Raw genomic sequence first — 13,208 nt, forward strand, 5'->3', positions numbered from 1 at the left:
GCGTCTCGTTTCGAGGGACGACGTTGGTCAGGCTGTGAGGGCGAACTTCTGTGGGCAGGGTTCGAGGCAGGTGCGTTGATGCTCTCGACGCGTGTGGAAGCGCCAGTAAGGGTCGAGGTCGCCGTTGGAGACGACTGCACGGAGCCTTAGGACGGCTTCGGCTCCGGGTGGGCCCCAGCGGGCGCCGGTGATGTCGAGGCGGTCCGCGATCAGGTGGCGGCAGGCACCCTCGACCGCGCCAGTGGCGATCGGCCAGCCGTTGGCGATGGCTGTGTCATAGTGCAGTTGGTCGAGGTGTCCGGTCAGGTAGCGCTGGCAGGTGTCGACGGCCTTGCGCCGGGCGACGGGCAGTCCTTCCTGGTCGGCTTGGGCGGTCATCTCGGCCGCGGTGCGGGCGGCGTGGCCTGCGAGGATCGAGATCAGGCGGTCGGCGGCCCAGGCCTCGGCCTCGGTGGTGCCGGGTTTGTGGAAGACGTGGGCGGCCGCCCAGACGTACTCGGCGACGTGGACGAAGTCCAGCAGGACATGGACCGTGATCCCGCGTCGGCGGGCCTCGGCTTCGATCAGGTCGAGCTGGTGCCGGGCACCGTCCACCAGGACGATCCAGGGCCGCAGGCACTTCGGGTCACGAGCCTGCGCTTGGTCGAAAGCGTCCGCGATGACCTGCTCGGGCGAGCGGACCAGGGAGGCGGTGCACCACTTGTTCTCCGCCTCCGGTCCCGGACGGGCGGGGCGTTCGCCACTGCGGCCGCCTGGCGGGTGGATCACGTCGTGCGGGCGTCTGGGGGCCGGTCGGGTGTCGAAGACGCAGGCCACGGTGGCCATCCGCTTGCGGTTCGGCTTCTCGCCGGGCGCGAGCCGGCCGCGGTGGCCGCCGGCAGCCTTCTCGGCGGCTCGACGGGTGGCCTGACGCAGGGCCTCGGGACGCATGACCACGCCCGTGCCGTCGACCTGGACCACCAAAGGCATGTCCGAGCTGCACGGGATGGGGGGCCGAGCTCGGTAGAAGGCGTCGATGTCCACTTCCGCGGCGACCACGAGCTCTTCCAGCCTGCGCTTGCCGAGCACGTTCCCGCAGCGGCGCTCGATCGCCTCGTGGGCCTGGTCGAACGAACCGCGGACGGCTTCGGTGACCGCGAGCCGCCGTAAGCCGGTCGAGTGCCGGCCCGCGGGCAGCGACAACGCGTGGTCGGCGGGGTGGACGTTGCAGGTGCCGGGGCCGCGGTGGGCGACCCGGGTGACGCGGACCGGCCCGAACATGGTGGCCAACCACCGCTGGTGGCCGGGTTCCCGCCAGGGCCGCACCTGGCCGTCGGGCCCGATCACGACTGGGCCGGCACCAGCCCGGACCTGCGTCTCCTCCCGCTGAGCGCGAAGGTCGAGGTGGTCCTGCAGCAGCAGGCGGAGCAGGTCCCGCCCGGCCATCTCGAGGTGTTCCTCCAGCTCAGCGTGGGTCCAGCCCGTCGCATCGCCGCCTGACAGGGTTCCTATCGTAGCGGTCGACGCCGCGCATGAACGCGGAGCGCGCCGATCAGCCCGTGGGACCGGTCGAAGGACCGAGGGCCTTCGCGATGGACACGTCGTGCTCAACCCCATCGGCCTGCGGATCACCCTGGCGCCGGCGCGGCGGCGGCCGCCCGGAACCTGGCCTTGGCGGGTTCCGCGTGAGGTCCAGGGAGAGCCGGGGAGAGTCCGGATCCTTGGCACTACCGCGCATCCGACCGCGAGGATCTTCCCCAAGCTGGGCATCAAGACCCGCGCCCAGCTCCGGGACGCCCTGTCGCAGGACAGGCCGTAAGCCTCAGCGGGGCGGCAGCGCATAGAGGTGGTTGTCGTGGGCGGCGAAGAGATTCGTACCGTCTGTCGCGAGCAACCAGGGCGCGGACTTGTCGCCGCGGTCGGAGAAGGACCACAGGAGGTGGCCGCTCTTGCGGTCCAACGCCACGATCGTCTGTCCCGCGTCGAGCGGGACGAACACCGTGTCCTGAACAACCATGAGCGGGTACGCCGACGCATCGTTCACGTCACCCTGCCAGAGCTGGAGGCCGCTGCGGGCGTCCACTGCGACCACACCGAAGCCCATGGCGGAGTAGATCACTCCGTCCGCGTAGGCCGTGCCGCTGTAGAGGGAGGCACCGCCGTAGACCGGGTCGTGTGCGGTGGCCGTGGCCATCCGCTTGTCGCCCTTGTCCAGCCCGTAGCCGATGACCTGATCGCCGGCCAGGTAGAGGGTGTCCTCGGCGAGCAATGGCATCTGCGTGGTCTTCTGACCGGCTGCCTCGGCGACCCAGAGCTGTCCACCGGTGGCCGCGTCGCGGACCACGACGTGGTCGTTGTCGTTGGTGTAGACGAGATACCTGCCGGTGGCGAACCCGGCGGCGGAGTCTCCCCCGTTGGCAGCGACCTGCCGCTTCTGGGTCCAGAGGATCGTGCGCGTCTGCGGGTCGACGGCCACCAGCAGTCCGCCCGCCGCGCTGAGGAAGACCGCCTGGTCGTTGGCGCCGAGGATGCTCTCCAGCCCGTAGTGGTTGGGCAGTTGCCAGGTCCATTTCTGGAGACCGGTGTGCGGGTCGAAGCCGGCCAGGGTGTCCAGGACGCCGCTCAGCGCGGCGACCATGAACCCACCGCTCAGCGCGAACGGCTCGTGCAGGCCGTCGACGGTTTGCTCCGGCCCCGTCCACTTCTGGGCGCCCGAGTGCGGGTCCAGCGCGGTTATGGTCTTGTCAGTGACCAGCAGGCCGTACGGCGTCGACACGGGCGGGACGTCGAGCGTGCCGCTCGCGGTGTACGTCCAGATCGGCTGCGGCGCGACGCCCGGCGGCCGGGTCTGCGGGCGTGCCGAGGGAGCGGCGGCCGCCGTACCGCCCACCGTCGGCTTGTCGGTTCCGCTGCCGGAGAGCGCGATCGCCACGCTGCCCCCGGCTGCCGCGACGGCGGCCGCGCCGAGAACGCCGTAGAGCAGCCGACGGCGCGATAGTGAGGCGGCGGCTTGGATGTCGGCGCCCGCGGGTGTTGGGTCTTCGGCGCTCGCCCCGGTTGCCGGTGCGCCGGAGTTGACGGCTAGGGTGGGACTGTAGGCTGCGCCGCCCGCCTTGCCGTTGCTGAAGCCGGGTCCCGGCCCAGTGTTCGGCCGTGCTGCACCGCCGGCGGCGGGGCTCGGTGCCGGAGTCTCCAGTTCCATGACGCGCGCAGCGTGTTGGGCGATGCCCGAGGCGACAGGCGTCGGCAGCCAGGTGCCGCCGTGCAGCAGCGCCGCGGTACCCTCCGGGGCCAGCAGCGCCAGCAGCGCGGCCGGTGTCGGCCGTTCCACTGGGTCCTTCGCCAAGCAGGCCGCGACGGCCTCGCGCAGCGAGCCGGGCACCTGCTCAAGGTCGGGCTGCTCGTGCACGACGCGGTAGAGCAGCGACGCTGCCGACTCCTGCCCGAAGGGCCCGTTGCCCGTCGCCGCGAACGCGAGCACGGAACCGAGTGAGAAGACGTCCCCCGCCGGTCCCACCCTAAGGCCGGCAGCCTGCTCGGGGGACATGAAGCCGGGCGAGCCAACGACCACACCGGTACTGGTGAGCGTGCTGCCCGCCTCGTTCAGCGCGCGGGCGATGCCGAAGTCGATGACGCGCGGTCCGTCCGCGGCCAGCAGCACGTTCGACGGCTTGAGGTCCCGGTGGACGAGCCCGGCGCCGTGGATCGCGGTCAACGCCTCCGCGAGGACCGCCCCGATCGCGCGCACGCTCACCTCCGGGAGGGGCCCCCACGCCGCGACGGCCTCGGCCAGAGACGGGCCCAGCACATATGTGGTGGCGAGCCACGGCGTGGCCGAGTCCCGGTCGGCGTCCACGACGGACGCGGTGAACGTCCCGTTCACGGCCTGTGCCGCCGCGACCTCGCGCCGGAAGCGGTCGCGGAATCCGGGATCGCCCGCGAGGTCCGCGCGGACGACCTTCACGGCGACCGTCCGCCCGCCGGCACTGCGGGCCAGATACACCTGACCCATTCCGCCCGCGCCGAGCCGGGCAACGAGCCGGTACGGGCCTATGCTTGGCGGATCGTCAGTTATGAGCGGCTGCATGAGGTGTGTCCCCGTCCCCCGGAATGCGCCGCGTGAGTTGCGGCGACGGCGCGATTCTAGTGCCGCGCCCGCTAGCCTTTGCCCTGCCGCGACGCCGGCACGCACATCGGCTGCGTTGGCGAATCACCCAAGTACACCCAGTACGAGGGCGGTCCGCCGCCTTGCAGTTGCACGTGCCGGACGCCGCAGCTTGACGGGCAAAGGTTGGCGGGCGGGCACTAGTGCTGCGTTCCTCAAAGGGTGTACACGTAGCGGCGCCTGAGGGTCCGGGTCGGTGGTGCGGGTCTGCCCCAGATCCAGGGTCTGGCGCGGGCGTTGAGCTGCTTGGTGGCCACGCGGGTGGCGTGGGCGATGTGGTCAGGGTCGCCGAAGGAGCGTCCCGCGAGGGCGGCCTTGCGGAAGAGACGCCACCAGCCCTCCTGCAGGTTGAGCCAGCAGGCGCCCACGGGGATGAACACGTGCTTGATGCGGGGATGCTCCTCGAGCCAGGTCCGGGTGGACGCGCTGTTGTGAGAGGACAGGTTGTCCGTGATCACGTAGATGTCGCCGGCCGGGTTGGCATCCTCGACCCGTTGGAGGAACTGCTGGTAGAAGGCGCTGTTGCGGCTGGAGGCGGTCATCGTGATCTCCTGGCCGTCGCGGACGCGTAAGACCGTGTCCTATGTGGTGAGTCGGATGAGGCGTTTGTAGCAGCAGAGGGCGGCGGCGAGGCCGAGGAAGGCCAGGTAGTTGCGGGGGTGGCGTTCGTAGCGGTGGTTGAGGCGCTGGTAGCCGGTCAGCCAACTCATGGTGCGTTCGATGACCCACCTGCGGCGCCCCAGCCGTTCGCTGGACTCGATGCCTTTGCGGGCGATGCGGATGCCGATGCGCTTGCCGCGTAACCATTTTCGCAGGTGGGGGATGTCGTAGGCCTTGTCCGCGTGGAGCCGCTGGGGTTTGAAGTGACGGCCGCGGTGAGGGTCGTGTCTCGTTTGGTGGCCCTCGACCGTGGGCTTCAGTGCTTGGCTGTCGTGGGTGTTCGCGGCGGTGACGCCGACGACCAGGGGCAGTCCGGTCGCGTCCGACAGGACGTGCATCTTGGAACCCGGCTTGCCGCGGTCCACGGGGCTCGGACCGGTGAGTTCGCCCCTTTTTTGGCCCGCACGTGGGCGGAGTCGAGCACGACGCGGGTGACGTCGATCAGGCCGGCGTCGTCGAGCCGGTGCAGCACGGCCTCGTGGAGGCGGCCCCAGACGCCGGCTCTGGACCAGATGAGGAAGCGGCGGTGGGCGGTGGACTTCGATATCCCGAAGCACGGCGGCAGCGCGCGCCACGCGCAGCCGCTGACCAGCACGTAGATGATGGCCGCGAACAGCGTCTCATCAGGCGGTTGGCCGTTCCGCCACCCTGCGGCCGCACCCGGTCCGGCGGAATCAACGGCTTCGCGAGCTCCCACAGCCCGTCCGGAACGATCCAGCTCCACGTACCCCGCCCCATGACCAGCCCAACGAGCCGCCACCACATAGGACACGGTCTTAGGTGCATTGTCGACATCGCCGATCGTCATGCGCAGGGAACCGTCGGTCAGTTCTTCGGCTCGCTAGGTGGACTTCCTCTCGAAGGTGTGACCAGCGCTGGATGGCCCGCCTGCGCTCGGGGAGGCGCAGGCAGGCGCCGTTGCCGGGAGTACGAGCTGCTTGGCTGAGGACACCTCGGACCGGCAGCCGGCGAGGCTGAGAAGGCAGACCGCTACCGTGACAGCGAGGACGGGTCGGTTCATCGGACCGGCTTCGGAAAACAGAATCAACCATGACTCAACATTACTGACCGCATGGACAGTTGTAGGGGTCTGACTCCCAGAGGTCAACACTCGAACGCTCATCTTCCTTTGATTTTCGGGTGTTTGGTGACTCCAGAGCTCGACGCCGGCAGGCTCGCACTACAACAGAATCCATCAGGCATCTTGACATTTTGCCCAACGAACGACTCCTCTTACACATAATCAACCACTGCCCGAGCGAATCGACTTCAGCCACCTCTACGGCCGCCTCCACCTCCTGACCGCACACCGGGTGGCTAGTCCTCAAAGGAGAGCCGACGCATGTCGAACGGACACCCTCGCCGTGGCCGGCCAAGCGCCAGGCAACTTGGCACCACGTCGTTCCTCGCTCTGCTGGTCCTCCTCGCGGCGCTCCTGCTGCCGACGCAGGCCACCGCGGCCACCGCGTCGTTCACCTTGGGAGCCACCCGGACCGACCAGAACGGCAACACGCTCCAACTGCACGGGCTGGGCATCATCAAGGTCGGTGCCACCTGGTACGGCTTCGGCGAGGACAAGACCGGGGAGACGTCGTCGAACACCTCGTTCCAGGACATCCCCTGCTACACGTCGACGGACCTGGGCGGCTGGACGTATCGGGGAGTGGCACTGGGAAGGCAGGCCACTGGCGACCTGGGCCCCGACCGGATCGTGGAACGGCCGAAGGTCATCCACAACTCCTCGACCGGCCTCTACGTGATGTACATGCACATCGACAGCTCCACCTACTCCGACGCCAGGGTCGGCGTGGCGACCAGCAGTTCCCCGTGCGGCCCGTACGCCTACCAGGACAGCTTCCGTCCGCTGGGCAACCTGAGCCGCGACATCGGCCTCTTCCAGGACACCGACGGCACCGGCTACCTGCTGAGCGAGGACCGCAACAACGGCCTGCACATCTACCGGCTCGCCGCCGACTACCTGTCGGTCGACAGTGCGGTGGCCCTGTTGGGCGGCAGCGGCTCGGCCAGTTACGAGGCACCCGCCCTGGTCAAGGTCGGCGGTACGTACTATCTGCTCGCCTCGCACCTGACCGGCTGGGGTGCCAACGACAACGTCTACACCACCGCGACGTCACTGAGTGGCCCGTGGGCACCTGTGCGCGACTTCGCAGCGCCGGGTACCCACACCTACGACAGCCAGACCGCCAATATCATCACCGTTCAAGGCGCGTCGGGCACCACCTACCTCTACGCGGGTGACCGATGGAACACCAGCGACCTGGGCAACTCGCCGCTCATCTGGCTGCCGCTGACCATCCGCGGCACGACCGTGAACCTGGGCCAGTACCCGAACTGGACGCTGGACACCGGCGCGGGCACCTGGGCCCCCGATTCCGGCATCCCGACGAACGCGGTGCACACCTTGACCAACGCCAATAGCTCGATGCTGATGGACGTCTCGGGCGGCTCCACGTCCAACGGCGCCAAGGTCATCCAGTGGCAGTTCAACGGCGGTGACAACCAGAAGTGGACGCTGACCCGAGTGTCCGACAACGTCTACACCCTCACCAGCGTGAAGAGCGGACTGTGCCTGGACGTGCCCGGCCAGGCGACTGCCGAGGGCATGCAGCTCGAGCAGTGGACCTGTAACGGAGGCACCAACCAGCAGTTCGCCGCCGATCTCGTCGGGAGCCTCACCGGTACGAAGTTCATGCTCGTCAACATCAACAGTGGCCTGAACGTCGGGGTGGAATCCTCCTCCACCACCGGGGGCGCCGCCGTCGTCCAGCTCACCGGCATCGGAGCCACCAGCGAGCAGTGGACCGTCTCCTGACTCGGGCACGTACGTTAACGCTAACATTCAGCCGTCAACGGCGGCCGCGCAAGGAGACGAACGGCGATGGCAAGGCGAACGGCGGCGCTCGTCGCGGCACTGGTCACGGTGGTGGGCAGCACTGTTCTGGCCGGCGCGCCGGTGGCCGCGGCCATGGACATCACCGGCGCGATCCTCGCCGGGCGCGACGTGGTCCTCGACGGAGACGCCGTGCTCTCCCTGCCTCCGGGCACAACCACCTACCGCGGTGTGCTCACGGGACAGGGCACGCTGACCTTGCGCGCCGCTGGTGGTCCGGCCACCCTGATCCTCACCCGGGACAGTGACTTCGCTCTCCCACCCGGGCGCCGCAGGCAGGAAGTCACCACCACACCGGACCACCCGGTCACCACCGTGAGCAACCCAGACCCGCCCGCCGTCGTCGTCGAAGCCGGGGTCACCCTCCAGTACGGGACGGGGGGTTCCACCGGCGTCATCGGTCACTACCCGTACCAGACGCCTGGATTCCAGCTCAACGCGGACAACGTCCGCGTGGACGGCACCCTCGTCCTGGACGTGGCGGGCCGCAACTACAACCTCGGCACCATCACCGGCACCGGACTGGTGAGCCAGCCCCGCGCCACCTGGGGCACGCTGGAACTGTCCGGCGACCAGCCGTTCGCCGGTACGCTCGCCAACGGCACCGGCACGGACCTCGGCACCAACGCGTACACCACCTCGCTGGACCGGCTGCGCGCGGTGCTGAACAACGGCTCGGCCATGGTCGGTGCCGCCACCGACCGCACGGAGGTACTACGCCCCGACTTCTACCAAACCGTTTACGGGAACGACATCAACTTCCACTCCTGGGGCACCGGGAAGGTCGTCATGACCGGCGTCTACAGCTACGCGGACGGTGGCTCTGAGGGTGACCCGGCACTCAGCGATCCCTCACTCAACTACGACGCCATACCACACCGGAACAACACCCGCGGCATCAACATCGAAGGCGCACACGTCCAGTGGGGCGACGGCACCACGCGGCGCTTCTTCCTGCCCGCCAACGCGGCCGACTCCTACATCAACATCCACAACAACGGCACCCTCGCCTTCGACTACGACGGCCCGGTCACCCTCGGCACACCGGTCTCCGGCGGCATCTACCACAATTCCCTGGCCACCCCTGCCTACGCCGACGTGAGCCTGCTGCCGACCCGGGGCAACGACGTCACCTTCGCCGCCCCGCAGAACTATCACGGCACCACCGCCATCGGGGCCGGCGCCGTCCTCCGCCTCGGCAGTGGCACCGCCGGAGGCGACGCGACGCTGCTCACCGACACCCCGACCGACCGCATAGTCGACGACGGGGCGCTCGTACTCCAGAACCGCACCACGCCGCTGAGCTTGTGCCGGATCACCGGCAACGGCTCCCTGACCCAGGCCGGTCCGGCCAGCACAACGATGAGGGCCCCCGTCGACTACACCGGCGCCACGACCATCTCCAACGGCACGCTGGCCCTGACCGCCGCGGCCGATCTCGCGGCGAGCAGCGGAGTGCGGCTCACCTCGGCCGCGGCCGTGCTGGACCTGCGCCGGGCCGGGAGCCCGACCGTGCGCACCCTGAGCGGGGTCCGCGGCAGCACGATTCTCATGGCGCGCGGCACCACGTTGACAGTCCTTCAAACGTCGTCGACCCGCTTCGAAGGGCGCGTCGTCGGCGGCACGCTGAAAGAACCGGGAGGTGGTGCGTCCCCCTCGTCCGGTGTCGGTGTGGTCCCTGCCCGGGCTGTCACCGGCCCCGGCACGGCTGAGGCGGCCTCCACAGGGAGCCTTCCAGCCGTGGCCGTGGCCGTGGCAACGGCAGTCGGGGTTGGCGCAGGTATCGTCCTACTGGCACGGCGGCTACGGCAGCCCAAGGCCAGGGGGCGTCGGGGCAGTCGCTCGTGAGTGAGCTCGCACGAAGACGACCACACCGGCGAGTTGCCCGCACGCAGGTGCCGATCAATCATCCGGCCAGGTCAAGGTCGCGATCACTGGTCTGTGGAGTGCGACGCCGCCCGTGATGCCGAGCAGGCACAGGCAGAAGCCCCTCGTTGCGGACATGCCCCCCACCGGGCAGCTGCCAAGAGGCAGTCGCGCGGGGAGCTAGCCGAAGTGGAGGTCTCCACGTGTGAGCGGGGCAGGCGCGAGGCTGTCAGGCCGGGGGAGGAGGCGGGGCGGATTGGCGCCGATGCGTTCGCAGGTCAGTGAGGAGACCAGGATCGCGTCGTCCGCTGCGGGCAGGAGTGCAGCGAGGGTGGACTGCTGGAGCCGTTCCGGGGTGTGGAGGTCGTGTCGGACGAGGGCGTCGAGGAAGGCGGCGGTGAAGGAGTCCCCGGCGCCGACGGTGTCCGCGACGGCGGCCTTGCGTCCGGGCCGGGAGAGGGTCGGCTCTCCATGGCGGAAGAGGTGGGCGCCGTCCGGGCCGTCCGTGATGACGACAAGCAGTGCGCCGAGAGCGAGCCAGTGCCGGCCGATCTCCTCGAGTGAGGTGTCCGGGTAGAGCCACTCGACGTCTTCGCGGCTGGCTTTGACCACGTGGGCGGCGGTGATCGAGCGCTCGACCAGGGGGCGAGCCTTGTCGTGGCCGCCGAGCAGCAGCGGGCGAATGTTGGGGTCGTAACTGACAAGGCCCTGCCCGCCGGCGTGGAGCCGGGTGGCGAGGGCGTGGATGTGCTCGTCGCCGGGCGCGGTCCAGGAGGCGAGGGAGCCGTGGTGCAGCACGGCGGTGCCGGGCGGGAGGCGGGTGGTCTCGGCGGCGGACCACTGCCAGTCGGCAGTGCCGTCGAGGTAGAAGTCGTAGTGGGCCTGGGCGTGCTCGTTGAGGGAGACGATGGCCAGGCTGGTCGGCTCCGTGGCGCGGGGCGCGTGGCTCAGGTCGATGCCTTCGGCTTCGGCGTGGGCGCGCAGGAGGCGGCCGAAGGCGTTGTCGGCCAGGCGGGCCATGAGCGAGGTGCGGCGGCCGAGCCGGGCCAGGCCGACGGCGACGTTGAAGGGGCTGCCGCCGGGCAGTGCGCGGAAATCGCCGGGCCGCTCGCCCGGGACCATGTCGATGAGCGCTTCGCCGATGACCGTCACCACGGGGCCTGGGTGGGCTGCGGTGTTGTCGCGGGGTGGGGTCACGCGCGCACGCTCCTCGGGGTCAGCTCGCCCGAGCCGCGGGGGATCAGGCGGGTGGGCACGGTCATGGTTCGGGTGGCTGAGGTGTCGCCGTCCAGGCGGCTGAAGAGGACCTGGGCGGCGATGCGGCCGAGGGCGTCGGCGTCCTGGGCGATCACCGAGATTCCGGGTTCCAGGATGTCGGCGAGCGGGAAGTCGTCGAAGCCGACCATGGCCACCTCCTGGTGCTTGCGCAGTCGGCGCAGGGCGCGGCAGGCGGCGATGGTGACCAGGTTCTGGCTGGTGAACAGGGCGGTGGGCGGTTCGGGGAGCGCGAGCAGTTGCTCGACGGCTTCCTCCGCGGCTTCGGTGGAGTGCAGATCGTGCCGGACCAGGTCCGGGTCGAGGGGGAGGCGTGCGTACTCGAGCGCGTACTGGTAGCCGTCGAAGCGCTGGGCGGCGGTGGGAATGGTGATCTGGTCGCCGAGGTAGCCGATGCGCCGGTGCCCGTGGGCGAGGAGGTGCTCGACGGCGGTGATCGCGCCCTGCCGGTTGTCGGAGACCACGGCGTCGGCGCCGAGCAGCCCGGGTTCGCGGTCGACGAAGACCATCCGGGTGCCGGCCTGCTGCTCGGCGGCCAGGTAGCTCTGGTCCCGGCCCGCGGGCACCATCACCAGCCCGTCCACCCGCCGGTCCAGGAGCGCTTCGACGAGCTCGCGTTCACGGGCGGGGTCCTCGTCCAGGCTGCCGAAGAGCACGAGCACGCCTCGGCTGCGGGCGATGTCCTCGGCCGCGCGCATCAGCGCCGCGGAGAAGGGGTTCGCGGCGTCCTCGACGAGCATGCCGATGGTCAGGGTGCGGCCGTCGCTGCGGCGCAGGTTGCTGGCCGTCAGGTTGGGCCGGTAGCCGAGTTTCCGGGCGGCGTCCTGGACGCGCGTGGCCAGCTCGGGATCCACGGTGCTGACGCCGTTGACGACCCGGGAGACGGTCTTGATGGAGAGCCCGGCCAGTGCTGCGACGTCCTTCATCGTGGGCCGAGCGCTGCGCGCATCGGCCCCCGATTCACCCTGAGGCATCGTTGTCTCCATGAATTCAGCGTTACCGATTCGTTACGACGGTACTTTCCACCTGCGCCTTGACGCAGTCTGACACGCAGGCAACGATCTCGTCCAGACAACGTTGTCTCGCCGTCGCGGCGCGAACGTTACGAAGGGACACATCCCCATGAAGCTCTCCAGCACCGTTCATTTGTCGAACTCTCGCCGTCGGCGCAGGACAGTCGCTGCAGCGGCAGTAGCGATCGGCACCGCAACCGCACTGGCCGCTTGCAGCTCTTCCTCCAGCACCACCGCCTCCTCCGGCTCCGGAGGTTCCGGCGGGGGCAAGGTCGGGGTCTCGCTGATCCTCAAGACCCTGACGAACCCGTACTTCGTGAGCATGGAGAAGGACGCCAAGACCGCGGCGGCCAAGGACAACGTGAACCTCACGGTGGCCGCGGGCACCAAGGACGGCGACACCCAGACGCAGATCAATGCGATCGACAACGCGATAGCCCGGGGAGACAAGGGCATCTTGATCACCACGAACGGCGACGCGGTCAACGCGGCGCTCAACCAGGCCAAGCAGGCCGGCCTGTTCGTGATCGCACTCGACACCGCGCCCAACCCCGCCAGCACCGCCGACATCACCTTCGCGACCGACAACACCCAGGCCGGCAAGCTCGACGGCCAGTACGCTGCGGCGGCCCTCGGCGGGAAGCCGGCCGTGATCGCCATGCTGGACCTGTTCAACAACCAGGTGGTCTCCGTGGACATCGACCGCGACCACGGCTTCCTGCAGGGCATGGGCATCGACCCGGGCAGCACGACCCAGAACGGCCAGGAGGCCAAGTCCGGCAAGTACTCCGGCGGTTCCTACTCCATCGCCTGCCACCAGCCCACCCAGGGCGCTGTCGACGGCGGGCGCACCGCGATGGAGAACTGCCTGTCGGCGAACCCGAACATCAACGTGGTCTACGCCATCAACGAGCCGGCCGCCGAGGGCGCTTACAACGCACTGAAGGCCGCAGGCAAGGCCGGACAGGTCGCCGTCTACGCGATCGACGGCAGCTGCGCTGGCCTGAAGCTGGTCGGCAGCGGCGAGTTCACGGCGGACGCGGTCCAGTACCCCGGCAAGATGGCCTCCCTCGGGGTGGACTCCATCGCCAAGCTGGCCGCCGGCGGTTCCAAGCCGAGCGTCACCAACGGCAAGTCCTTCTACGACACCGGCACTGCCCTGGCCGCGACCAAGAGCGTCTCCGGCAGCACCGTCCAGTCGCCCACCGACGCCGCCTCCGCCTGCTGGGGCAGCTGACCGGCGGCCACCCTGCGGGGCCCCGAACGGGCCGAGGGCCGCGGCGTCTGCCCCGACCAGCCGCCGCCCTCGGCCGACCAACCCGACCAGACCGCCATGGCG

The 13,208-nt window shown here is 69.6% G+C and carries 6 protein-coding genes and 3 pseudogenes; 3 read left to right on the forward strand and 6 right to left on the reverse strand.

From position 1 onward, the window contains the following. Nucleotides 1-27: 27 nt before the first annotated feature. The 4 genes and pseudogenes from DN069_RS19155 to DN069_RS19175 form a co-directional block, all read right to left on the reverse strand. A pseudogene (locus DN069_RS19155) lies at nt 28-1,515 on the reverse strand (ISKra4 family transposase); the annotation flags it as partial. A gap of 286 nt (nt 1,516-1,801) precedes the next feature. Further along, nucleotides 1,802-4,066, reverse strand: a complete 2,265-nt coding sequence (locus DN069_RS19165) for a protein kinase domain-containing protein (RefSeq protein ID WP_111502385.1) — start codon at nt 4,064-4,066, stop codon at nt 1,802-1,804. 233 nt (nt 4,067-4,299) lie between these two features. Then, nucleotides 4,300-4,701, reverse strand: a pseudogene (locus DN069_RS19170) (transposase); the annotation flags it as partial. A 24-nt stretch (nt 4,702-4,725) separates the two neighbouring features. Then, nucleotides 4,726-5,542: pseudogene (locus tag DN069_RS19175) on the reverse strand (IS5 family transposase). 604 nt (nt 5,543-6,146) lie between these two features. On the opposite strand from DN069_RS19175, the gene DN069_RS19180 reads away from it, so the two are divergent. Both DN069_RS19180 and DN069_RS19185 read left to right on the forward strand, forming a co-directional pair. Continuing rightward, nucleotides 6,147-7,637, forward strand: a complete 1,491-nt coding sequence (locus DN069_RS19180) for an RICIN domain-containing protein (protein WP_111502387.1) — start codon at nt 6,147-6,149, stop codon at nt 7,635-7,637. A gap of 66 nt (nt 7,638-7,703) precedes the next feature. Beyond that, nucleotides 7,704-9,563 (forward strand): autotransporter, encoded by a 1,860-nt coding sequence (locus DN069_RS19185; RefSeq protein ID WP_111502389.1) that lies wholly within the window; start codon nt 7,704-7,706, stop codon nt 9,561-9,563. Nucleotides 9,564-9,761: 198 nt separating this feature from the next. Here DN069_RS19185 and DN069_RS19190 read toward each other — a convergent pair whose 3' ends face one another. Then, nucleotides 9,762-10,778: a carbohydrate kinase family protein gene (locus DN069_RS19190; protein WP_243639436.1), complete on the reverse strand. Its 1,017-nt coding sequence runs from the start codon at nt 10,776-10,778 to the stop codon at nt 9,762-9,764. Continuing rightward, nucleotides 10,775-11,830: a LacI family DNA-binding transcriptional regulator gene (locus DN069_RS19195; protein ID WP_111502391.1), complete on the reverse strand. Its 1,056-nt coding sequence runs from the start codon at nt 11,828-11,830 to the stop codon at nt 10,775-10,777. The genes DN069_RS19190 and DN069_RS19195 overlap by 4 nt, the downstream gene beginning before the upstream one ends. Before the next feature lie 148 nt (nt 11,831-11,978). On the opposite strand from DN069_RS19195, the gene DN069_RS19200 reads away from it, so the two are divergent. Then, on the forward strand, nt 11,979-13,106 hold the full coding sequence (locus tag DN069_RS19200) for a substrate-binding domain-containing protein (protein WP_111502393.1): 1,128 nt from the start codon (nt 11,979-11,981) through the stop codon (nt 13,104-13,106). The last annotated feature ends 102 nt before the right edge of the window (nt 13,107-13,208 follow it).

Source organism: Streptacidiphilus pinicola (genome assembly GCF_003258295.1).
Lineage (GTDB): Bacteria > Actinomycetota > Actinomycetes > Streptomycetales > Streptomycetaceae > Streptacidiphilus > Streptacidiphilus pinicola.

What these genes read in the sequence shown, in the direction of transcription:
- DN069_RS19180 (WP_111502387.1), top strand. Translation starts at nt 6,147, where the DNA reads ATGTCGAACGGACACCCTCGCCGTGGCCGGCCAAGCGCCAGGCAACTT.
- DN069_RS19185 (WP_111502389.1), top strand. Translation starts at nt 7,704, where the DNA reads ATGGCAAGGCGAACGGCGGCGCTCGTCGCGGCACTGGTCACGGTGGTG.
- DN069_RS19195 (WP_111502391.1), bottom strand. Translation starts at nt 11,830, where the DNA reads ATGCCTCAGGGTGAATCGGGGGCCGATGCGCGCAGCGCTCGGCCCACG.
- DN069_RS19200 (WP_111502393.1), top strand. Translation starts at nt 11,979, where the DNA reads ATGAAGCTCTCCAGCACCGTTCATTTGTCGAACTCTCGCCGTCGGCGC.
- DN069_RS19165 (WP_111502385.1), bottom strand. Translation starts at nt 4,066, where the DNA reads ATGCAGCCGCTCATAACTGACGATCCGCCAAGCATAGGCCCGTACCGG.